Below are 21,396 nucleotides of genomic sequence, written 5' to 3' on the forward strand. Positions count from 1 at the left end.
GATGAAAACACTTTTAGTCGCTGTTGATAACTCTGCCATTGCGCGAAAAGTGGTAGCCCTGGCATCAGAGCAGGCGCTTGCACTGGACGCCGACGTCGTGGTGCTGTGCTGTGTTGACGCCAGTTATGCCGCTACTGCCGGAAGTTACACTATTGAAGCTGGAGAGGACCCGGGCGATTTCGGCTACGCGCTGGATGAGCAAAATACAGCAGAAGGTGCCGTACGCCAGGCGCTGGCCGAGCTTCAGCGGGCCGGTATTCGCGCGACCGGACGGGTCGTTGCTGGCGAATCAGCGGAAACCATTGTGAATCAGGCTAACGAACTCAGCGCCGCGATGATTATTATGGGACGGCGTCATCTCTCCTCTTTTAACCGGTTGCTGAAAGGATCGGTCAGCGCCGCTGTTATTGAACGAGCCAGCTGTCCGGTGCTGGTTGATGTTCGGGTTGATTAATGCTGAACGACGGGCCGTTTGAGACGGCCCGGTAAACAAAGGTTTGCTTTTCATGTCCTACGCTACGCTCATCTCCTTATCAGGCGGCCTTGCGGTTGTGCTGTTTTTTACCTGGTTGTATAAAAGCGGAAAAATCAGCCAGAAGCTGGCCATATTTTTGAGCTTTTTGCTGCTCTTCATCGGCAACTTTTACTACTTCGGCATGGTGTTGCCACAGCAGCAGCGTGATGAGCGTCTTAGGGCAGCGGAGCAGCGTCTGGCCTCTTTACCGGTCTATCGCACCATCAGGGCGCAGCAGCCGGGACTGTATCAGAAGCTGGATCAGGAGTTTATTCACGCCCTGCAGGCGGGCAACAGCGAAAAGCAGGCGCTGGAGCGGCTGCGCCCCTGGCTTGCCGATCTGCTGAATCAGCGCATCAGCTATGCCAGTAACGCGCAGCTTTATGACTATATGACCGTGGCGCTGGAAGAGATGAAGATCATCAGACAAAAAAACGCTGAGCTGTGCTTCAAATATCTTTTCCCCCAGGTTGAAGGCGGTGTTAATACGGCAGAGATTTTGCCCCAGCCGCTGATTGATAAAGAGATGGCTGTTCTCGATAGCTTTTTGCAGAACAGCCATGGCGCAGAGCAGCCGGTGGATGCGGCCAGCGGACGGGCCGATCTGCAAGTTGTTGTGCGATCGCTGTATGATAAATGGGGAACCGCCCTGCAAACGCTGAATGCCCCGGCAGAGGCGGGAGCGGATAAAGCGAAGCTTTGTGATATGACCATCGACCTTTATCAATCTGTGCTGGCACTTCCGGTCAATCAATCGGGCGAGGTGTTACGTATAATTCTTGACGGTAACGCCAAATAAGCGCAAAAAAAAGCCCGCTCGCCGCGGGCATAACATATTGTTATTCTAAGTCATTCATGGTGTTGGCAGACATAAATTATGTCTGAGTGGATAATCGCATTCCTCTCCCGATAGCGCCAGACGGCTTTCTGAATCGAATCAATTGGTAAAATAATGCAACGGCACGGTAAAAAATGTGCAAATGCAGGGTTTTCTGATGGCGATGCAGAGGCTCGCTGGTATTATGCCGCACCGAAAGTAAGGAGCTGACATGAAGAAGTTTGTAACGGGCGCGGTTGCGCTGGCAATATTTATGCTGGCCGGCTGCACATCAGGTAAGCCAGGAGCATTTGAAAAAATTGATGAGGATCATGCGGTAAATACTGTGCAGTATCGTTTTAATCCCTCCACCGTAAATAAAACGGCGCTGGACGAGGATGTGGAACGCTACTGTTCGGAACGTGGGTTTGATAAAGTTGAGCCAATTAAGCCGCAGGAAAGCCGGGTTCCCGGATTAATGAAGGCCTGGTATCAATGTAATTACAGCATTAAAAGCTAAAACGAAAAAAGGGCGGGAATATTTTCCCGCCTAATATTTTTCTACTCTTTCTTTTTATATTGCCGTGTGCAGGCTTTGCCCGCTTGAGGGTGAATACTCACCCTCTTATAATGCCTTTCTACCAGCCCCGGTGGCGACCATTGTCATGATGATGCCCGCCATGGTGGCCGCCGCCATGATGATAGCCGCCGCGATAGCCATCATGAACAATACATCCGCTCAGCATAAACATCACACCTAACACCGACGCAATTTTAATGAGTGCTTTCATTGTGAATACTCCTTCACTTTTTCAATGACTACAACTTTACGAGATAAAAGTGGAGGAATAATGCCGCTTATGTAGAGTTATTTAGGCAGATATTTCAAAATAATACAATAGGGAAAGTATTGCGGCGAAGTCAATAATCATAAATAAGATAAGACCGAAAAAAAAGGCTTTCCAGCCGGAATGCTCTTAATTTAATGTTTGCAGCAAAATAATTCCGGCAAAATTGACAGTAATCCTCTCCGCACAATTTTCTCATTTTGCAGTAAGCTTAGAGCTTAACCCAAATAAGGAGAGAATATGGATTATCAGGTGGAAAACGTATTGCAGGCGCAGGCGGAGCTTGGCGAATGCCCGGTATGGTCCGTCAGTGAGCAGGTGCTCTATTTTGTTGATATTCTGGCGCCCGCCCTGCATCGCTTCGACCCACGCACTGGCGACCACCAGCAGTTTCCGGTAGCGGAGCATATTGGCTGCTTTGGCCTGAATGCGCAGGGCGGCTTTGTCGCCGCGCTTCGTAGCGGCGTCTGTTTGCTGGATGCGCAGGGAAAAATTGTTAAGCGCGTAGCGCCAAATCCTGGCGAGGCGGAGCGCAGCCGCTTTAACGATGGCCGGGTGGACCGGCATGGTCGGTTCTGGTGCGGCACGCTGTGGGAGCCGCAGGATCGCCGTGGCGCGCTGCTCTGTCAGCTGGATGAGCATCTCCAACTGACGGTACAAGCTGACGATATCAAAATCTCTAACGGACTGGCGTTCTCGCCCGACAGCCGCTGGATGTACCAGACTGATACGCCTGAGGGCATCCTCTGGCGCTACCCTATGAATGAGCAGGGCGAAATTGGCCCGCGTGAAGTGCTGAAACGCTTTGAGCAGGGGCCGGGTGGGTTACCGGACGGTGCGGCGGTCGACAGCGAAGGCTTCTACTGGGTCGCCATGTTTGACGGTTCACGCGTAATACGCCTTAACCCTGCCAACAGTGAGATAGTGGATGAAATTCCACTGCCGGTACGCTGGCCGACAATGGTAGCGTTTGGTGGCGAAGATCTGAAAACGCTCTATATTACCAGCTCAAGGGAAGATCGTAGCGCAGAGGAACTGGCAGAGTATCCACAGTCAGGCGACCTGTTTGCGGTGCGGGTCGGTGTGGCAGGCATTGCGGAGCCGCTGTTTCAGGCGAAATAGCGGCGCGGATTGATCGGCAGAATCGACATTATCTTTTGCCAGGTGCAGATTAGCACCTGGATAATCAGCCTTAAGCATGTTGCAGCGTTTTCTTACTCTCTTCGGCACGGTGCGGCAGCCGGATAGTGGCGGACATAATCAGTGAAATCACCAGCAGCGCCATAATCAGGCTGAAAGTGATAGTGAAGCCGCCAAACAGTGAGGCAATCAGCGAGCCAAGTACGCTGCCGATACCGAATCCCAGATAGATAAGACCGTAATTTTTGGTCAGGTTATTCAGGCCGAAAAAGTCACTGACCAGCGAAGGATAAACGGTAATAGTGCCGCCAAAACTAAAGGCGATACAGGCAATGGAGATAAAGAAGGTGATTTCACTCATCCGGGTAAACAGCAGGATGCTCATACCAATCAGCGAGATAACCTGAGCGAGAGTGATTACCCGGATGCGGGCCACTTTATCGGACATCACCCCAAGGATCAGCCTGCCGCTCAGGTTAGCAATAGCAATGATGGTCACGGCACTGGCCGCCGTCTGCGTTGAGAGATGCACCAGGCCCTCACCGATATCTTTAGCCACGCCAATCACATAGAGACCGCTCATGCAGGCTGTCAGGAACATCAGCGCCAGCATCCAGTACTGCGGCAGACGTATCGCCTCAGCCAGCGAGAAATCACGCGCGCGGCCGGTGTTGTTTTGTGAAGAGGTTTGCTGTTTGGGCGCATCTTTCATAAACAGCGCACCCAGCATAATCATCGCCATCGCCAGACCTCCCCAGATCATAAAGGTGCTTTCGAGGCTGTAGACGCTCAGCAGATAACCGCAGATAAATTTGAAACCCAGGCTGCCTAAGCCATAGGCACCAATGGCGCAGGCAGAGATCAACCCCTTGCGCTCCGGGAACCACTTCACACAGTTCGACAGCGTCATCAGATAACCTGCACCATCCGCCAGGCCTACCAGTACACCCGCGCTCAGGTAAAGCATAAACAGGTTGTCGGCGTGAGCGGTAAGCGCAAACCCCAGAGCCATCAGCAAACCGGCTCCGAGGGTGACGTTACGTACGCCAAAGCGTTCCTGCAGTTTCCCCGCCAGCGAAGAGGCGACAGCCAGCCCCAGACTCAGCAAGCCAAACGAAAAGGCTACCTGGCTGACGGACGCTTCCAGCTTGTGGGAGAGCTGGCCGTTGAACAGGCTCCAGGTATAGACGGAGCCCAGGGCAAACTGGGTGATGATGGTGCCAAACAGGGTGAGCCAACGGGTACGGTTGACGCTGGTGCTGACGGGCTGTGTGCTCATGGAAAGCTCCCGGGGGAAAGTTTAAGAAATTAAGCACATCTTAGGGCGGCTCTTTCGCGGGCGGGGAAACAAAGGCATGAACTGCCTGCAGAAAGGAATGAAATGCCGCTCAAAGGGTATGAACGGCGGCATAAAAAGCAGCCGGGCACTCTGTTGCAAAAGTTGCCCGCCTGTTTCCTCCTTATTCTGCGGAGGATAAACGCATATTGCGCATGTCGTTGCCGGTTGGCGTCTGATGGACACGCAGCCCGAACTCTGGCAGTACGGCAAAGATAAGGTCGAAAATATCAGACTGAATCTTTTCATACTCCAGCCACGCCGTGGTGTTGGTAAAGGCGTAGATCTCTACCGGCAGGCCTTCAGAGCCGGGTGCCAGCTGGCGAACCATCAGCGTCATCTCTTTATGGATCTGCGGATGTGCCCTCAACCAGGCCTCCAGCCACGCACGGAACGTGCCGATATTGGTCATGTGACGGCCGTTAAGCGGCGTCGATAGATCGCACTGCAGGCGGGAATTATAGCTCGCCACCTCCCGGCTTTTCTCTTCCAGATAAGGCGTCAGCAACTGCGCGCGCTTCAAATCAGCAATATCCTGCTCAGAGAGAAAATGGATGCTGGTGGTATCGATGTTGATGCTGCGTTTGATCCTGCGACCACCGGATTCAGACATCCCACGCCAGTTTTTGAAGGAGTCTGAGATCAGCGCATAGGTAGGGATAGTGGTAATGGTTTTATCCCAGTTACGAACTTTTACGGTCGTCAGACCGATATCCACGACGTCACCATCCGCGCCATATTTTGGCATATCCAGCCAGTCACCCATCTTCAGCATATTGTTTGCCGAGAGCTGGATGCCGGCCACAAGACCGAGGATAGGGTCCTTAAATACCAGCATCAGTACCGCAGTCATCGCTCCCAGACCGGTGAGCAGCACCAGCGGCGATTTGCCGATCAATACCGAAATCACCATCAGTGCTATCAGCAGCGCGGCAATCAGCTTCAGGCTCTGAAAAATACCGCGAAGCGGTAACTGGTGCGCCAGTACGCTGTTTTCTGAAAGCTCCAGACAGACGTCCAGCAGCGAAAAGAACATCAGCAGGCTGAAGATCATCATCCAGACCTGGCTTGCCACCATCAGCACGCTGAAAACAGGCTCATTGCCCTGCAGGAACAGCTCAAGCTGGATTTGCAGCAGCACGCCCTGCATCAGCAGGAGGAACCGGCTGAAGAGCTTTTTATCAATAATGGATTTCGGCCATCGTCTTAACGATCTCTCTGCAAAACGTTTCAGGAAAGGCAGGGCAATGCTGTGAAGCAAACCGTGCACAATCAGGGAGATAAGCAGAATGATGCCGATAACAGCGAGCAGGGCGATCTGAGGAGCGTAAGGCAGATTTAAGGTTTCAAACCAGCCAATAAGGTAGGCGTGCATAGTATTTTTCCCTGTTAATGAAGCGTCCAAAGTATGCCGGTTAATCAGCTAAATCGCGGCACTTAAGCGAGTATCGCCGCAGGTCATCAATAACCGGGCGATAAAAGAAGCGCAGGGTAGCGCTAAATTTAGCGGATGACAATCGTGAAATGGCCTGGTTTTAAGCGTGGCGGGTGATGAACAAAGTACAGGGGCACGAGAAGTCACGCTGGCAGTTTCCCAGGTGGAGCGTAGCATTCAGCAAAATCTGCTGCTGGTCAATCAGACCGCTGAAAACACCCAGGCGCTGCGGGCTGAAGCTGCGCAACTGGCGCAGGATATCTCTTCATTTAAGGTTGGCAATACATAATCAACAAGGGGGCCACGACCGTTGCCCCTCTTATCTCTTTCACCCTTCAGGCGTAATCCGGGATATCCGCTGGCTTGTGGCGCGTTACAGGTTATTTTTGCACGTAGCTGCGAATGGCATCGGCAATGGCTTTACTGGCATGGCGATCGTTCCGGTGCTCGGCATCATCCGCAACTTTAAGCAAATATTTATTTAATTTTCCGCCAGTAGGCACATTGCCGTAGGCAATCAGCATCTGGACGATGTGCCTGAGGGCAAGCACTTCTACGGAAAGACGTTCAACAATGGGATCTTTTTCTGACATCAGGCACTCCAGCTAAGTCGGTATTTACTTGCCGGTAGTTTAAGGGAACGGAACATTTTTCAATCAGTGGAATACAACAGCAGAACGGTCGTAAATCAGCGCGCACTTTGATATGCACAGACTATTTATCACTCTTTCACTACGGAATAATTCATGAGAGATACAGGGCTGCGCCTGGCATTTTGAGCAGGGTGAAAAGCTCGCCTGCGGTACACTTTGTCAGTTCTTTGTGACAAGAAGCGTTGCTGTAACTGAGCGTGGAGATCCTTTTTAACTGATGCCAGACCATAATTGCCGAAACGGCCAGTGAACAACTTTCATCACTCTGCTGACAAAGTAGCGTGTAGTGCCACTCTTCACCCAATTCGTTGGAGAAAAACTGCATCGCCTGGGGCGCAATCAGCGCTTTCAAATCGGGTAGTAAAGCTTTACTCACGTGGCGGGACATATGCAGGGTAAATGTTGCTGGCATCAAGCGTCTCCTTGTTCTCAACGGCGCAGTTCTGATGTCTGAACTCCCTCTCCAACAAAGTGACAGCTTTTCAGCGTGTATACCAGAGCCATTTTTACCTTCTGCGTAATAAAAAAGAGGGGAAGAGCAGCTTCAAAAAATAAATTAGCTAAACAATTCGCCCCGGAAAATAAATTATTTTTTCAGGTGTAGGTTGTGGCTTAATTAGCTGCTGTCCGATTAGTGATCTCAGGAAACTTTCCAGCTCGCTTGCATTATCAGTGCGTTATACTTTATCAAAATAAGGGCCGGGGCTGAGTTTTGTCCATTCTTTAACCGTTACAGCAGGGGCGTAATTAATGATTAAAATCCTGGCATTTTCATTGATGTTGACAACGCTTTCTCCTGCGCTGGCAGCTCTGCAGTGTGGGCCTTTTAAGCTGGAGCCGCAGCAGGATGGGACGATTTTTGTGAACGGCGTTAAGCCCAAAAAACAGACGATGACTTACACCGGTAAAAAGGGCGATAGTGAAAACGTTGCGTATCATCTGCTGGTTAAAAACAGTAAAGCGCCCGGTATGCTTGGCCTCGATCACATTTATCATAACGGTACGGCCACGCTGAAAGCAGAAATTGTCAGAACCAGCAGCAGCCAGATTAAATTAACGGGCTTTTATGATTGTGAAAAACTGGATTAACCGATAAGGAAAAATCAATGAAAACAAGATGTTTTGCTCTGCTGCTGCTTTTTGCCGTGGCGGGCTGCACCTCCTCTTCGGGAAAAGATTTCGATGATACAAAACTTGCCAAAATTCATTATGGTCAGACATCGCGTCAGCAGTTGATCGATCTCTTTGGACAGCCCACAAGCGAGACGCCCTACCCGGAAGGCCATTTGCTGATGATGTGGAGCTACAGCCAGGCCAAAGCGATGAGCACCACGGAAGGGAAAACGCTGACCGTCCAGCTGGATGATGGCAAGGTGAAAAGCTATACGGTGAGTAAGACCTAACACAGCGGCCATCTGTTCCTGATGCCCAGTTGCAGTCCAGAGCAAAAGGCACTGTTCTGAAACGATCAAAGCTGCATCGTCTGAATACTTTCGCGCTTATCCTCCAACGTTGCTTGCCCGGAATGCTGCCCGCCACTGGCGGGTTTTTTTGTAGTCAGAAGAAAACTTGATACAAGATATGTTATAACGTAACATTTATCACTTCCGGGAATTCAACAAGGACAAAAGCATGGCTGGTAAATTTGAAAAATCTCTCCTGGCGCTGGGCGCACTGCTCATTAGCCATCACGCGTTTGCTCATGCCCATCACTCGCACGGGAAACCGCTGACGGAAATGGAACAAAAAGCTGCAGAGGGTATTTTTAATGATCGGGAGGTGAAGGACAGAAGCCTGTCGGACTGGGATGGCGTGTGGCAGTCCGTTTATCCTTATCTGCTTAATGGCGACCTCGATCCTGTTTTCAAAAAGAAAGCGGAGCAGGATAAAGGGCAAAGCGCGGAAGCTGTTAAGGCCTATTACCGTAAGGGATATGCCACCGATGTTGAGTCAATCGGCATCGAAAATAACATCATGGAGTTTCATCTGGGCAATAAGGTGACCAGCTGTAAATATGACTACGCCGGGTACAAAATTCTGACCTATGCCTCAGGCAAGAAGGGCGTACGTTATCTGTTTGAATGTAAAGAGGCTGGCAGCCAGGCGCCGAAATATGTCCAGTTCAGCGATCACGGCATTGTCCCGCGCCAGTCAGCGCATTACCATATCTTCATGGGCAATACCTCGCAGGAAGCGTTACTGAAAGAGATGGAGAACTGGCCAACTTATTATCCTTTCCAGCTCACTTCGGCGCAGGTAGTGGATGAGATGTTGCACCACTAAGTTTCACCGCACAGGGCTTACACGTTCCGCTGCTGGCAGCGTTTTATCAGTAACCCTGGCTGGTTTTCAGATAAAAGAAATCAGCGATACCCAACAGCGATGCGTTCTCCTGGCTATCCTTATTGCAGGAGGTGCCTGTGTGCGGACGATTTACTCAGTACAGAACACGCGAAGACTATCTGAAAGAGTTTGCCGATAAGGCAGAACGCCAGATTGCTTACGATCATCAACCGCTGGGGCGCTATAACATTGCGCCCGGCACTAACGTGCTGTTACTTAATCAGCGCGATAATGCCCTTCATCTTGATCCGGTGCACTGGGGCTATAAACCAGCCTGGTGGAACAAACATCCGCTGATAAATGCCCGTGTTGAAACAGCCGCCACCGGACGCATGTTCAGGCCCCTCTGGCAGCATGGCCGCGCTATCGTGATGGCTGATGGCTGGTATGAGTGGAAAAAGGAAGGCAGTAACAAGCAGCCCTATTATCTCTATCCTGAGTCCGGTAAGCCCCTCTTTTTTGCCGCTATCGGCAAAGCGCCTTTTGATAAGCAGAATGAGGATGAAGGCTTTGTCATCATCACCGCTGCCAGCGATAAAGGTCTGGTGGATATTCACGACCGCAGACCGCTGGTATTGCAGGCCGACGCCATTATGGAGTGGCTTGACCCGGAGACAAGTAGCCAGCGAGCCAGTGAAATTGTTACTGAAAGTGCGCTCTCCGTGGAGGAGTTCACCTGGCATCCCGTTTCGAAAATGGTTGGCAACGTAAGGAATCAGATGGCCGGTTTGATTGATGAAATCGATAATCCGGCGGTGTGAATCAGCATCTTTCCCTCAACTTTGGCCATCATCGACTAAACTTAACGTTCTGAACCCGAAAGGAGAGCGCCATGACAAAGCTTGATTCGAACGAGCACCGCCGTAAAGAGGGCGAAGTCAGTAAAGGGCTGCCGGAAGCGGCGCCGAATATGCAGAATCCCTACGAGGAGGACGATATGCCGGTTAACCCTGAGCGGCACTCTGAAAATAAATCGTCTCGCCCTAATGATGATAAGTAAGCCCAGCAGGCTTGCTTTCCGGAATAACTTGTCAGGAGGAACCTATGACTAACCCTAATGCCATCGGCAATTCAGATAATGAGAAACACGCTTTTCAAAGCCCGACAGATCCGCAGGAGAAGGAGGGGGTGCAGCAGAATGACGATCCCGGTTCTGCCCCGGAATCTGGCGATAAAGAGCCAGAGTGATGGAATTATTCAGCCGCCCACCGGGCGGTTTTTTTTATTGATGCTTTTGTGACGCAGGGCAGCAATTTATGAGGCTTACCCTCTATATTTAGTAGACCCATTTGGGATAACGGAGGTCACTATGTCTGAACGCCCTGATTACCAGGAACCCCTTCCTGACGATGCAGAGTACCCTGCTGATGAAGATGAAAGAGAGGATGGGGAAGATATGCCTCTGGGCTCCGACGATGAAGATGAGGAAGAGCCTCTCGAAGATGATGATGACAGACCGCTGTAACTGAGAATCACCTTATCTTCTGCATAACCGCCTGCGGGCGGTTTTTTTATGGGACAGGGAATGAAACCACAACCGTTACACAGCACCATTTTCTGGCAGTTTTCGCTGCCGAACAATTATTCGTCGTGCGGTAAGGCTTTAACCCTTTCAATCTGAATTGTTCACGCTTCTCTTTCTGCCGTCTGGCAAAATACTCTTAATATTTTTAATGAGTATTTGCACTTCTCTGTCATTGATTAAAATCAATATATAATTACCTGTCTGCTTATCACCCTGTGCTTTTTAATTGCTCGCTATAAATAAGAGGTTTTTGGCTGAAGGGCAGTTTCTTTTTCTGGCTTGCTAAGGTTATCTACTGCTAACAAACAAGGTTAACTTATCAGTAAATTTATTTTTCAGAAGTTAACAGAGACGAATTTGATCTTGTATCGATCGTTATTCTATTATCGCATGTCCAGGACGCTAGTTTAGCAGCATTAGAGTATCTGCATCGCCCCGGCTATGCAGAAAGTGAAGCAGCATAATTAAAATCCCTCAGTTCTGTATGCAAAATGAATGGATATCTGGTCATGAATGACATTGCCCCCCGTAAAATTAAAACCGGTAACGACCCGCGTATGCTAGCCGATTATGCCGCTTTGCGTGATGAACTGGCTAAACTTTCCCATCCTGCCCGGCCCGATGTGAACTGGCGTTATGCTGAAAAACTCTGCCTCTCGCTGTTTGAGCAAAATGGCGTGGAGCTGCAGACTGCGGCCTGGTACACGCTAGCCCGCACGCACCGGGCCGGGTTATCCGGCCTCAATGAAGGGCTGGCAATTCTCGAGGCTTTGATAAGCCATCATTGGAGCACTCTCTGGCCGCAGCCGGTAAACGTGCGGATAAAGATCCTTACCACTCTGAGCTACCGTATACAGCAAGTAATGCGAACTCTCCCCCTGAGCTACAGCGACCTCAGCCAGCTTTACCACGCGGAACAGCAGTTTACTCTAATAGAGAGTGCGCTTCAGCGCATGGAACTTAAACATCTGAGCCAGTTTGATACTTTGCGTAGCCAGATACACAACAATATAGCCAGAGTGGAAAACAGTGACGGCGCACTCGCTTCTGCTGCTGCCATTCAGCCCGCTATCGTAACGCCTCCGCAGGCTGTGGATGACAGGGAAACGACTGTGGATATCTCAGGTGTTCCGGTTACGGAGAAAACCTGGCTATCCGGCACGGAGAAGTATGTACAGAGATCACAGCAGGAACATCAGCCGGACAGGGAAGCGATAACGGCTGCGGTAAACAGCTGGAGATCCTTCTTCGCCGGGATGTCTACCATGCTGGTGGTAAGCGCAGCAACGGTGTGGGGCTGGTCTGTTTTGCACCGGCCTGATCCGTTACAGAGTCAGCTTGCTGCATCCCTGGCACCGTTACCCGCAGTACTCACACCCGCACAGCTGGCTGTGTTGCGTCAGCAATCTTATTCATCGCAACCCTTTATCACCGATACCCGCCAGCAGCTTGCGCGCTTAGGGAAGTTACCACCCGACTGGAATATTGATTACGGTCGTCAACTGGCAGAACAGGCCCAGGCGCTGTGGCCGGAGCAGGCAAAACTCCTGATGCTGGAATGGCAGCAACAGCTCACAGCTGCTGATTTGCCGGTAGAAGCCTTGAGCGGCTGGCATCAGGGAATGGAGAAGCTACAGCAACTGAGCGATCGACTTAACAGGCTGGATGAGCAGCGGGGAAAATACATCACGGTGAGCGAACTGAAATCAGTGGTATTTTCCGCCATGCAGTCATTTAGTCAGGCCGTTCCGGCTGAAGAACAACTGCGGGCGCTGTCACTGATTCCAGCCGCACAGGCTCTGCCTGTAGCCGCGAAGGCGCAGATTGAGATGCATCTGAAGCAACTTATCGCCCGTTATGCACTTCTCAGGCAGGCTGGCGTGCAGACCCCAATGAAACAGCAGGAAATCCCTGATAAGTGAAGAAAGGAATTGAGTGGATGAGAGTGAAAGCTGGGTAATACTGAGGATGAAATGGTGTCCCCTGCAGGAATCGAACCTGCAACTAGCCCTTAGGAGGGGCTCGTTATATCCATTTAACTAAGGAGACAGCGGCGTGGAGTATAGCGCGATTTCAGGCGTAAATTAACCGCTTAGCGGCTGACTGCTGTTTTTGTCGCCAGTTGGCGCAATGTTTACCCCGTAGCCCTGATCATCGTGCCTGATGCTGGCGTCCCGGTGAAGCCTTTACTCAATTTTCTTTCTCAATGCTGACTTCTTTTTCAAATTTGATCCCTTCATAACAAAGCCCGATGAATCGCTCTGACCAGATTTGATCATTTCAGGCTATCTCTGCGCGGGCCACATTCCTTAAATTAGCTATTTTTGCGCTGGATCAATATCCACATCAACGGGCAGGCCTAGTGTAAGCACTGTCAATCTGCGGCCACGCGCTAACGTCCTTAAGGGGTATTATCATGTCTGTGAAACTGTCACTTGCGGTTCTCTCTGTGGTTTGGCTGGCTTACGTCCTCTTTGCTGGTTCTTTCTATGCCAACACATGGGCGATGTTTAATTAAATTTAATTAACGGCAGGCTTTATTGCCTGCCGTTAATACTTTGCAGTCCTGCATTCAGCCATTCACAGGTTGCCTGGAGAAAAAGAGCCAGAAGCCGGCTTAAAACCGCCCGTGCTCTCACCGTTTTTTATCAGCTTTCCTGTTCCGCTGTTTTGCCTTCCTTTTTCTCTTTTGCTTTGGCATCGGCTTTAGCTTTTGCTTTCGCTTCTGTGCTCATATCGTTACGGATCTGCGCATGGCTGATCACCGCGAAAATAAAGGTTCCCCCAATGATGTTGCCAGCGAGGGTAGGCAGGGCGAAAGGCCAGAAGAACTGATACCAGCTGATATCTCCGTTGAACACCAGATAAAGAACTTCTACGGAACCGACCACGATATGCGCCAGATCGCCCAGAGCGACCAGCCAGGTCATCAGCACAATGACCCATATTTTTGCCGCGCCAGCGGAAGGGAACATCCAGACCATTGTGGCAATAATCCAACCTGAAACCACGGCGTTAGCAAACATCTCACCCGGCGTGTTTTCCATCACTTTATGACTGATGGTGACAAAAGCGTGTCGCGTGGCCTCGTCAAAAATCGGCATATGGTTGAAAGCCAACGCCGCCAGTGCCGTACCTGCCAGGTTACCACCTAACACAATGCCCCACAGGCGAAGCAGCAATAATATATTGCTGCCCGTTGGCTTATGCATAATGGGAAGCACAGCGGTAACGGTGTTCTCGGTGAACAGCTGTTGCCGCGCCATAATGACGATAATAAAGCCGAAGGTATAACCGAGGTTTTCCAGCAGAAAAGCGCCCGACACCCCTTCCAGATTGGCCTGGAAAATACCTTTAGCCATCAGCGATGCGCCCATAGAGAGGCCAGCCGCAATAGCGGAAAACAGCAGCGCCATGCCGTCGCGTTCCAGCTCCTTTTCTCCCTCCTGGCGGATTTGTTCATGCACGGCTGCCGCTCTGGAGGGGAGGGCCTCTTCATCCACTTCTATCTCTTCATCCTGCTCGCTTTCTTCACTCTCTACTTCGCCATCTTTATGTTTCTTAGTCATTATTCTGTTCCCCAGCGGTTATTTTCCTCTTAAGCGTAGCGTGTTTCTGGCAGGATGGATTGTTACGAATTTTCAGGAGAAGCGTAACAAACCTTTAACCGCAAGGGTTTTTTACAAGATCTGTGACGCGTAACAGGCATAATGCTGCCAGCCCATGAGGATGCAGGCAGAGAGCAGGCTGCGATGACCTGATTGCCTGTGGTACTATTTCGACCCACTCTACTAAGCGCGACTTTTTTGATGCTGGAAGCCAACAATCTGACCTGCGTACGCGACGAACGTACGCTGTTCCACGATCTCAGTTTTACCGTTTCAGCGGGCGACATTGTCCAGATTGAAGGGGCTAACGGGGCGGGAAAAACCTCGCTACTGCGAATTCTTGCCGGGCTTAGCCGGGCAGAGCAGGGCGATGTCTTATGGCATCACCAACCTGTCCGCCAGCAGCGTGATATCTGGCATGCTGCGCTGCTCTATCTTGGGCATCAGCCTGGCGTGAAAGCGGTGCTGACGGCGCGTGAGAATCTGCACTTTTATCATGCCAGCCAGTCGGAAGCCTCTCTGATGGCGGCTTTGGAGGAAGTTGATTTAGCCGGATTCGAAGACGTTGCCGTAGCGCAGCTCTCAGCGGGCCAGCAACGCCGGGTCGCGCTGGCCCGATTGTGGTTAAGCCGTTCGCCTTTATGGATACTTGATGAACCTTTAACGGCTATTGATAAGTCGGGTGTGGCTAAGCTGATGGCGCTTTTTAATTTGCATGCAGAAAATGGCGGCACGGTCATTTTAACCACTCATCAGGAATTACCGGCCGCACACCGCACGGTTCGCAAAATTCGCCTTACCTCTTCGGGGGTAGTCTGATGTTCTGGCGCGTCCTCCGGCGTGAATTGCGCATTGCGTTCCGTAGCGGCTCGGAGATTATCAACCCGCTCTGGTTTTTCCTGATTGTGATAACCCTCTTCCCGCTGGGAATTGGGCCAGAACCTGCATTACTGGCGCGCATTGCGCCGGGAATTGTCTGGGTTGCTGCGCTGCTCTCTTCGCTACTGGCGCTTGAGCGTCTGTTTCGTGATGATTTTCTTGATGGATCGCTTGAACAGCTGCTGTTGTTGCCCGCACCGCTGCCGATAACAGTGCTGGGAAAAGTGGCCGCTCACTGGGTAGTCACAGGTCTGCCGCTGCTGTTGCTCTCTCCGCTGGCTGCGTTGCTGCTTTCGCTGGACTTTGTAAGCTGGCGCGCCATTGCGCTGACGCTGCTGCTGGGCACGCCCACCCTGAGCTTTCTGGGGGCAATAGGGGTGGGGTTGACGGTTGGTCTGCGCCGCGGCGGCGTATTACTGAGTTTACTGGTGCTGCCGCTGGCCGTACCGGTACTGATTTTTGCCAGCGCAGCCATAGACGCTGCCGGCATGGGACTTCCGATTGACGGCTACCTGGCTATTTTAGGGGCTCTTTTGGTGGGCAGCGCAACGTTAGCGCCGTTCGCCACTGCCGCAGCACTGCGGGTCAGCGTGCATTAAGCATTTTACTGAACACCAGAACGCTTTTTCTTTTTATGTGAGCAAAATAATAATGTGGAAATGGTTACATCAACTCGGTAAGCCCGACCGGCTCTATCGGTTATGCGGACGTTTGGTGCCCTGGTTCGCGGTGCTGGGCATATTTACCCTGTTACTGGGTTGGATATGGGGCTTTGGTTTTGCCCCGGCAGATTATCAGCAGGGCAACAGTTACCGCATCATGTACATTCATGTCCCGGCCGCGATGTGGTCTATGGGCATCTATGCATCAATGGCCATTGCGGCTTTTGTTGGTCTGGTCTGGCAATGGAAGACGGCCGATTTAGCGGCGGCAGCTATGGCTCCCGTTGGTGCTGTGTTCACCTTTATTGCGCTGATAACCGGTTCCGCCTGGGGCAAGCCGATGTGGGGAACCTGGTGGATCTGGGATGCCCGCCTGACCTCGGAACTGGTTTTGCTGTTCCTCTATATGGGCGTAATTGCCCTCTATAACGCCTTTGACGACCGTCGGATGGCGGGACGTGCAGCCGGCATCCTGATCCTGGTGGGCGTGGTCAACCTGCCGATTATTCATTACTCGGTGCAGTGGTGGAATACGCTGCATCAGGGCTCATCCGGGATGCTTCAGCAGGCGATTGACCCCAGCATGCGCAGCCCGTTGCGCTGGTCAATTCTTGGTTATCTGCTGGTGTTTATCTCATTAACGCTGATGCGCCTGCGCAATCTGATCCTGTTTACGGAACGTCACCGTCCATGGGTGGCGGACGTGGCGGCAAAAGGAGGGCGGAAAGCATGACGCCAGCATTCTCATCATGGCACGCTTTCTTCCAGATGGGCGGTTACGCCTTCTACGTCTGGCTGGCTGTGGCCTCTACCCTGATCGCCCTGGGCGTCCTGGTGCTGCACACGGTATTGCAGCGCCGCAGCCTGCTGCATGACATTCGTCAGCGGCAGAGCAGAGATCGCCGAATTCAGGCTGCCAAAAACCGTAAAGTTGCCAGTGAAACCGCAGGAGAGCAACCTTGAACCCTCGTCGTAAAAGCCGCCTGATTATGGTGGTCGCCATCCTTGTTGGCCTGGGCGTGGCAACATCATTAGTGATGTATGCCCTGCGTTCCAATATCGATCTCTTCTACACTCCCAGTGAAATTCTTGAAGGAAAAGGCGAAGCCCGCATCAAGCCGGAACCCGGCCAGCGTCTGCGGGTAGGGGGAATGGTTATGCCCGGCAGCGTGAAACGCGATCCCAATACGCTGGCAGTCTCCTTTAAATTGTATGATGCGCGCGGCGTGATTGACGTCAGCTATCTTGGCATCTTGCCGGATCTGTTCCGGGAAGGGCAGGGCGTTGTGGCGCAGGGCGTGCTGGAAGATGGCAACCTGGTGAATGCGAAAGAAGTGCTGGCGAAGCATGATGAAAAGTACACGCCGCCAGAAATCGAGGATGCGATGAAAACGAATCATAAGGGGCCGCAGGTGGCTTACCAGCCACAAGGTGGCCAGTCATGATGCCTGAAATTGGCAGCTTTCTGCTCTGCCTTGCGCTTGCGCTCTCTCTGTTATTGAGCATTTACCCTTTGTGGGGCGCAGCCCGCCAGGACAGCCGTTTAATGGGCCTGGCTCGTCCACTGAGTTATGCATTGTTTGCCTGCATTCTTGGCGCTTTCGCCGTACTGGTTCACGCTTTTGTGGTGAACGATTTTAGCGTGGCCTATGTGGCGACCAACTCCAATACGCTCTTACCGGTTTACTACCGGATAGCCGCGACCTGGGGCGCGCATGAAGGTTCTCTGCTGCTCTGGCTGCTGCTGCTGAGCACCTGGACGCTCGCCGTGGCGCTGTTCAGCCGCGGTATGCCGCTCGACTCAATTGCCAGAGTGCTGGCTGTCATGGGAATGATTAACCTCGGCTTCCTGCTGTTCATTACCCTGACTTCTAATCCCTTTACCCGTACGCTTCCGGACTTCCCGATAGACGGCAGCGATCTTAACCCGATGTTGCAGGATATCGGCCTGATCTTCCACCCGCCGCTGCTCTATATGGGGTATGTGGGTTTCTCCGTTGCGTTCGCTTTCGCTATCGCCTCGCTGATGGCCGGGCGTCTGGATACCGCCTGGGCGCGCTGGTCGCGTCCCTGGACCACGGCAGCCTGGGTTTTCCTCACCATTGGCATCGTTCTGGGTTCAGCCTGGGCCTATTATGAACTGGGCTGGGGCGGCTGGTGGTTCTGGGACCCGGTAGAGAACGCCTCCTTTATGCCGTGGCTGGCAGGAACAGCGCTGATCCACTCGCTGGCCGTTACTGAAAAACGCGGCACCTTTAAAGCCTGGACCGTGCTGCTGGCCATTACCGCGTTCTCTTTGAGTTTGCTGGGCACCTTCCTGGTTCGCTCTGGCGTGCTGGTTTCCGTACATTCGTTCGCTTCCGATCCGGCCCGCGGCATGTTTATTCTGGCTTTCCTGGTCATCGTTATCGGCAGTTCGCTGCTGCTCTATGCCATCAAAGGCAGCAAAGTGCGTAGCCGGGTACAGAATGAAGTCTGGTCCCGCGAATCTTTTCTGCTGGGGAACAACGTATTGCTGATAGCGGCGATGCTGGTGGTGCTGCTCGGTACGCTGTTGCCGCTGGTGCATAAGCAACTGGGACTGGGCAGTATCTCCATCGGCGAACCTTTCTTCAATACGCTGTTTACCTGGCTGATGGCGCCGATGGCGCTGATGCTGGGAATTGGCCCGCTGGTGCGCTGGCGTCGTGATGAGCCGCAGAAGCTGTGGAAGCGGCTGGCTGTTGCGATGGTGGGGACGCTGGTTCTCTCCATCGTGCTGCCGTGGCTGATGCAGGATCGCATCGAAGCGATGGCGGTGGTAGGGTTGCTGATGTCCATCTGGGTCATCTTCCTTACGCTGATGGAGCTGCACGAACGCGCCACCCATCGCCACAGCTTCTTTAAAGGGTTAACGCATCTGTCGCGCAGCCATTGGGGAATGGTGCTTGGTCATCTGGGCGTGGCCGTGACGGTGATTGGCATTGCTTTCAGCCAAAACTACAGCGTGGAGCGGGATGTGCGGATGCGCCCGGGCGACACGGTGGATATTCACGACTACCACTTTACCTTCCGCGATGTGCATAGCCTGCAAGGGCCAAACTACACCGGCGGCGCAGGCGTCATTGACGTTACGCGCAATGGCAAGCATGAAGCGACGCTGCAGGCAGAAAAGCGTTACTACAGCGTGGCCCACACCATGATGACGGAAGCGGCGATTAATGGTGGTTTCACCAGGGATCTCTATGCGGCGCTGGGGGAAGAGCTGGGAGATAACTCCTGGGCGGTGCGCATCTACTACAAACCCTTTGTTCGCTGGATCTGGTTCGGTGGAATATTTATGGCTGTTGGCGGGATCTTCTGCCTGTGCGATCCGCGTTATCGCTCGCGTAAAAAAGCGCAGAAGGAGCTGGCATGAACAAGAAAATTCTTTATATCCCCTTAGTGCTGTTTCTGCTGCTGGCTGCGGCGTTGATGTGGCAACTGAATCGCAATGCCAACGGTGACGATCCTACGCTGCTGGAATCGGCACTGGTAGGCAAACCGGTGCCGGTATTTAAGCTGGAATCGCTGGATCAGCCGGGAAAAACTTACGATCAGTCGGTACTCACCGATGGCAAACCGATCCTGCTGAACGTCTGGGCGACCTGGTGCCCCACCTGCCGGGCTGAACATCAGTATCTCAACACACTCGCCTCTACTGGCGTTCGTGTGGTGGGGCTGAATTACAAAGACGATCGCCATAAAGCGATCAACTGGCTGAATTCTCTGGGCAACCCCTATGCGCTGAGCCTGTATGACGGTGACGGCATGCTGGGATTAGATCTTGGCGTCTACGGTGCCCCGGAAACTTTCCTGATTGATGGTAAAGGCATCATCCGCTATCGCCATGCGGGGGATCTGAATAACGAGGTGTGGAACCGCGAAGTGAAGCCGCTTTGGGAAAAATACAGCAGGGAGAGCGGCGCGTGAAAGTTGCCCTGAGCCTGATGGTGGCGCTGTTAATCAGTTTTGCTGCCGTAGCTGACAATATTGATACCTATAAATTTAACTCGGTTGAGCAGGAGCAGCAGTATCGCCACCTGACCGAATCCCTCCGCTGCCCGAAGTGCCAGAACAACAGCATTGCGGACTCCAATGCGATGATCGCCAGCGATATGCGGCTGAAAGTCTATGAACTGCTGCAAAAAGGGCAGACGCCGGATCAGGTAAAGCAGTATATGGTTGCGCGTTACGGCAACTTCGTCACCTATGAACCGCCGGTGATGCCTTCCACCATTATTCTGTGGGCAGGCCCTGCGCTCTTTGTGATCATCGGTGCGCTGGTGATTATTTTGCGCAGCCGGAAACGGTCGCTGAACGACGAGATAGATGCGGAACAGCAACAGCGCCTGAACGCGCTTCTGAAGAATAATGGGAAGCAATAATGAGTGGATTCTGGTTAACCATTCTGGCGCTGTTGGTAGCGTCATGCGCACTGCTGCTGATTGCCGGAGGACGCAAACAGCGCCCTTCTGCGATCGATCGCGATGCGCTGAATAAAACTTTTTATCATCAGCGTCTGAAAGAGCTGGAGGAAGATGAAGAGCAGGGCGTGGTGGGCGAGCGGCCGGAAATGGTGCGTGAGTTGCAGCAAACCCTGCTGCTGGATATTCCTCAGGATGAAGAGGGCAGGGAGCGCAGCGTAGGCCGTTGGGTGCTGCTGCCAGGCGTGCTGGTGCTGATCCTGGTCAGCCTGGGTTTTTACTTCAAAACCGGCGGCTTCGCGCAGGTTTTATCCTGGCAGCAGGTGCAAAACGATCTGCCTGCCCTGCGTGCGCAGGTGATGGACCCGGCTGCCAGACCGCTGACGATGGAACAGCTGGCCAGGCTGGGCCTGGGCGTGCGTAGCTCATTACAGAACGATCCAAAGAACGTCAATGACTGGCTGATGCTGGGACGAATCGGCATGGTGCTGAACAATGCTGCCACCGCAACCCAGGCCTTCCAGCACGCGCTGCAACTGGCGCCAAACGATCCCGAAGTAAAGCTCAGCTATGCTGATGTTCTGACCCGATCGCCGGACCCGCAGGATAATCGTCAGGCTGCGGTTATGCTGGATGAAATGGTGAAAACCGACGGGAGCAATCTGCGGGTGCTGAGCCTGTTGGCATTTAATGCTTTTAGCCAGCAGCACTACCCCGAAGCCATTGCAGTCTGGCAAAAGATGTTACAATTGTTACCTGCTGACGATAAGCGCGTAATCATGATCCAGCGCAGCATCGAACAGGCAAAAACCGAATCTGGTAAGCAAAACAGCCATCTGGCGCTTTCTGTCTCCCTGTCGCCAGGGGCAGAAAAAATGTTACCTGCGGATGGAGTGTTGTATATTTCTGTTGCTGATGGTGTTTCTCCCGTCCCGGTGGCGGTGAAAAAATTACCGTTAGGCCATTTTCCTCTATCGCTGACGCTGGATGACAGCAACGCCATGATGCCGCAGCGTCTGCTCTCAGCGCAGCAGCAGGTTCAGGTACGCGTTCGCATCTCGCGCGACGGTAGCGCGAATCCGCAGCCAGGCGACTGGTTTGGACTCAGCGCCGTTACGTCTTTTGACGGTCACCAGCAGCTGGCTGTTGAGATTAATCAGCAGCAGCCGTAACGGCGGTATTACATTGATC

At 52.5% G+C, this 21,396-nt stretch carries 28 protein-coding genes and 1 tRNA gene; 22 read left to right on the top strand and 7 right to left on the bottom strand.

Annotated elements, in window-relative coordinates; genetic code table 11:
• Position 1 precedes the first annotated feature (1 nt).
• The 3 genes from SD961_RS12950 to SD961_RS12960 all read left to right on the top strand — a co-directional run bounded on the left by SD961_RS12950 (position 2) and on the right by SD961_RS12960 (position 1,851).
• Positions 2–454 carry a universal stress protein gene (locus tag SD961_RS12950; RefSeq protein ID WP_318790764.1) on the top strand — a complete coding sequence of 151 codons (453 nt, stop codon included), beginning with the start codon at positions 2–4 and terminating at the stop codon, positions 452–454.
• 52 nt (positions 455–506) lie between these two features.
• Positions 507–1,313, top strand: coding sequence for a hypothetical protein (locus SD961_RS12955; RefSeq protein ID WP_318790765.1), 807 nt, complete (start codon positions 507–509; stop codon positions 1,311–1,313).
• A 250-nt stretch (positions 1,314–1,563) separates the two neighbouring features.
• Positions 1,564–1,851: a hypothetical protein gene (locus SD961_RS12960; protein WP_318790766.1), complete on the top strand. Its 288-nt coding sequence runs from the start codon at positions 1,564–1,566 to the stop codon at positions 1,849–1,851.
• Positions 1,852–1,969: 118 nt separating this feature from the next.
• Here the strand turns inward: SD961_RS12960 and SD961_RS12965 are convergent, their stop codons facing one another.
• Positions 1,970–2,122 carry a hypothetical protein gene (locus SD961_RS12965; protein ID WP_318790767.1) on the bottom strand — a complete coding sequence of 51 codons (153 nt, stop codon included), beginning with the start codon at positions 2,120–2,122 and terminating at the stop codon, positions 1,970–1,972.
• A 297-nt stretch (positions 2,123–2,419) separates the two neighbouring features.
• Here SD961_RS12965 and SD961_RS12970 point away from each other — a divergent pair, with 297 nt between their 5' ends.
• Positions 2,420–3,301: an SMP-30/gluconolactonase/LRE family protein gene (locus SD961_RS12970; RefSeq protein ID WP_318790768.1), complete on the top strand. Its 882-nt coding sequence runs from the start codon at positions 2,420–2,422 to the stop codon at positions 3,299–3,301.
• 70 nt (positions 3,302–3,371) lie between these two features.
• Here the strand turns inward: SD961_RS12970 and SD961_RS12975 are convergent, their stop codons facing one another.
• Together SD961_RS12975 and SD961_RS12980 are read right to left on the bottom strand one after the other, a co-directional pair.
• On the bottom strand, positions 3,372–4,598 hold the full coding sequence (locus SD961_RS12975) for an MFS transporter (RefSeq protein WP_318790769.1): 1,227 nt from the start codon (positions 4,596–4,598) through the stop codon (positions 3,372–3,374).
• Between the two features lie 181 nt (positions 4,599–4,779).
• A complete protein-coding gene (locus SD961_RS12980; RefSeq protein WP_318790770.1) occupies positions 4,780–6,030 on the bottom strand; it encodes a mechanosensitive ion channel family protein in 1,251 nt (416 codons plus the stop codon).
• Between the two features lie 166 nt (positions 6,031–6,196).
• Between SD961_RS12980 and SD961_RS12985 the strand changes: the two genes are divergently transcribed.
• On the top strand, positions 6,197–6,379 hold the full coding sequence (locus SD961_RS12985; protein ID WP_318790771.1) for a hypothetical protein: 183 nt from the start codon (positions 6,197–6,199) through the stop codon (positions 6,377–6,379).
• A 91-nt stretch (positions 6,380–6,470) separates the two neighbouring features.
• Here SD961_RS12985 and SD961_RS12990 read toward each other — a convergent pair whose 3' ends face one another.
• Together SD961_RS12990 and SD961_RS12995 are read right to left on the bottom strand one after the other, a co-directional pair.
• Complete coding sequence (locus SD961_RS12990; protein ID WP_318790772.1) at positions 6,471–6,683, bottom strand: hypothetical protein; 213 nt, start codon at positions 6,681–6,683, stop codon at positions 6,471–6,473.
• 151 nt (positions 6,684–6,834) lie between these two features.
• The gene (locus SD961_RS12995; RefSeq protein ID WP_318790773.1) at positions 6,835–7,155 is read right to left on the bottom strand and encodes a hypothetical protein; all 321 of its coding nucleotides are present in this window, start codon (positions 7,153–7,155) and stop codon (positions 6,835–6,837) included.
• Between the two features lie 338 nt (positions 7,156–7,493).
• Here SD961_RS12995 and SD961_RS13000 point away from each other — a divergent pair, with 338 nt between their 5' ends.
• The 8 genes from SD961_RS13000 (at position 7,494) to SD961_RS13035 (ending at position 12,533) form a co-directional block, all read left to right on the top strand.
• On the top strand, positions 7,494–7,832 hold the full coding sequence (locus SD961_RS13000; RefSeq protein WP_318790774.1) for a hypothetical protein: 339 nt from the start codon (positions 7,494–7,496) through the stop codon (positions 7,830–7,832).
• Positions 7,833–7,849: 17 nt separating this feature from the next.
• Positions 7,850–8,146, top strand: a complete 297-nt coding sequence (locus SD961_RS13005; RefSeq protein ID WP_318790775.1) for a hypothetical protein — start codon at positions 7,850–7,852, stop codon at positions 8,144–8,146.
• A 229-nt stretch (positions 8,147–8,375) separates the two neighbouring features.
• Positions 8,376–9,026: a metal-binding protein ZinT gene (zinT, locus tag SD961_RS13010; protein WP_318790776.1), complete on the top strand. Its 651-nt coding sequence runs from the start codon at positions 8,376–8,378 to the stop codon at positions 9,024–9,026.
• 137 nt (positions 9,027–9,163) lie between these two features.
• A complete protein-coding gene (locus SD961_RS13015) occupies positions 9,164–9,847 on the top strand; it encodes an SOS response-associated peptidase family protein (RefSeq protein WP_318790777.1) in 684 nt (227 codons plus the stop codon).
• 71 nt (positions 9,848–9,918) lie between these two features.
• Complete coding sequence (locus tag SD961_RS13020; RefSeq protein ID WP_318790778.1) at positions 9,919–10,086, top strand: hypothetical protein; 168 nt, start codon at positions 9,919–9,921, stop codon at positions 10,084–10,086.
• Between the two features lie 44 nt (positions 10,087–10,130).
• Entirely contained in the window at positions 10,131–10,274 is a 144-nt protein-coding gene (locus SD961_RS13025) for a hypothetical protein (protein WP_318790779.1), read from the top strand.
• A gap of 121 nt (positions 10,275–10,395) precedes the next feature.
• Positions 10,396–10,551 (top strand): hypothetical protein, encoded by a 156-nt coding sequence (locus SD961_RS13030; protein WP_318790780.1) that lies wholly within the window; start codon positions 10,396–10,398, stop codon positions 10,549–10,551.
• Between the two features lie 569 nt (positions 10,552–11,120).
• The gene (locus tag SD961_RS13035) at positions 11,121–12,533 is read left to right on the top strand and encodes a VasL domain-containing protein (protein ID WP_318790781.1); all 1,413 of its coding nucleotides are present in this window, start codon (positions 11,121–11,123) and stop codon (positions 12,531–12,533) included.
• 52 nt (positions 12,534–12,585) lie between these two features.
• Here SD961_RS13035 and SD961_RS13040 read toward each other — a convergent pair.
• Together SD961_RS13040 and SD961_RS13045 are read right to left on the bottom strand one after the other, a co-directional pair.
• Positions 12,586–12,660: transfer RNA gene (locus SD961_RS13040), tRNA-Arg, on the bottom strand.
• Positions 12,661–13,259: 599 nt separating this feature from the next.
• The gene (locus SD961_RS13045) at positions 13,260–14,180 is read right to left on the bottom strand and encodes a formate/nitrite transporter family protein (protein WP_318790782.1); all 921 of its coding nucleotides are present in this window, start codon (positions 14,178–14,180) and stop codon (positions 13,260–13,262) included.
• A gap of 240 nt (positions 14,181–14,420) precedes the next feature.
• Here SD961_RS13045 and ccmA point away from each other — a divergent pair, with 240 nt between their 5' ends.
• From ccmA to ccmI, 9 genes are read left to right on the top strand one after another with little or no spacing between them, the layout of a single operon-like run.
• Positions 14,421–15,038: a cytochrome c biogenesis heme-transporting ATPase CcmA gene (gene ccmA / locus SD961_RS13050; protein ID WP_318790783.1), complete on the top strand. Its 618-nt coding sequence runs from the start codon at positions 14,421–14,423 to the stop codon at positions 15,036–15,038.
• On the top strand, positions 15,038–15,697 hold the full coding sequence (gene ccmB / locus SD961_RS13055; protein ID WP_318790784.1) for a heme exporter protein CcmB: 660 nt from the start codon (positions 15,038–15,040) through the stop codon (positions 15,695–15,697). Before ccmA ends, ccmB begins: the two co-directional genes overlap by 1 nt.
• A 52-nt stretch (positions 15,698–15,749) precedes the next feature.
• Positions 15,750–16,493: a heme ABC transporter permease gene (locus tag SD961_RS13060; protein ID WP_318790785.1), complete on the top strand. Its 744-nt coding sequence runs from the start codon at positions 15,750–15,752 to the stop codon at positions 16,491–16,493.
• Positions 16,490–16,723, top strand: coding sequence for a heme exporter protein CcmD (gene ccmD / locus SD961_RS13065; RefSeq protein WP_318790786.1), 234 nt, complete (start codon positions 16,490–16,492; stop codon positions 16,721–16,723). The genes SD961_RS13060 and ccmD overlap by 4 nt, the downstream gene beginning before the upstream one ends.
• On the top strand, positions 16,720–17,205 hold the full coding sequence (gene ccmE, locus SD961_RS13070; protein ID WP_318790787.1) for a cytochrome c maturation protein CcmE: 486 nt from the start codon (positions 16,720–16,722) through the stop codon (positions 17,203–17,205). Before ccmD ends, ccmE begins: the two co-directional genes overlap by 4 nt.
• A complete protein-coding gene (locus tag SD961_RS13075; protein WP_318790788.1) occupies positions 17,202–19,157 on the top strand; it encodes a heme lyase CcmF/NrfE family subunit in 1,956 nt (651 codons plus the stop codon). Before ccmE ends, SD961_RS13075 begins: the two co-directional genes overlap by 4 nt.
• Positions 19,154–19,711, top strand: a complete 558-nt coding sequence (locus SD961_RS13080; RefSeq protein WP_318790789.1) for a DsbE family thiol:disulfide interchange protein — start codon at positions 19,154–19,156, stop codon at positions 19,709–19,711. Before SD961_RS13075 ends, SD961_RS13080 begins: the two co-directional genes overlap by 4 nt.
• The gene (locus SD961_RS13085) at positions 19,708–20,166 is read left to right on the top strand and encodes a cytochrome c-type biogenesis protein (RefSeq protein ID WP_318790790.1); all 459 of its coding nucleotides are present in this window, start codon (positions 19,708–19,710) and stop codon (positions 20,164–20,166) included. Before SD961_RS13080 ends, SD961_RS13085 begins: the two co-directional genes overlap by 4 nt.
• A complete protein-coding gene (ccmI, locus tag SD961_RS13090; protein ID WP_318790791.1) occupies positions 20,166–21,377 on the top strand; it encodes a c-type cytochrome biogenesis protein CcmI in 1,212 nt (403 codons plus the stop codon). Before SD961_RS13085 ends, ccmI begins: the two co-directional genes overlap by 1 nt.
• Positions 21,378–21,396 lie beyond the last annotated feature (19 nt).

Origin of the sequence: Erwinia sp. MMLR14_017 (assembly GCF_033657285.1) — a bacterium.
In the GTDB taxonomy this organism is placed as follows: Bacteria; Pseudomonadota; Gammaproteobacteria; order Enterobacterales; family Enterobacteriaceae; genus Erwinia.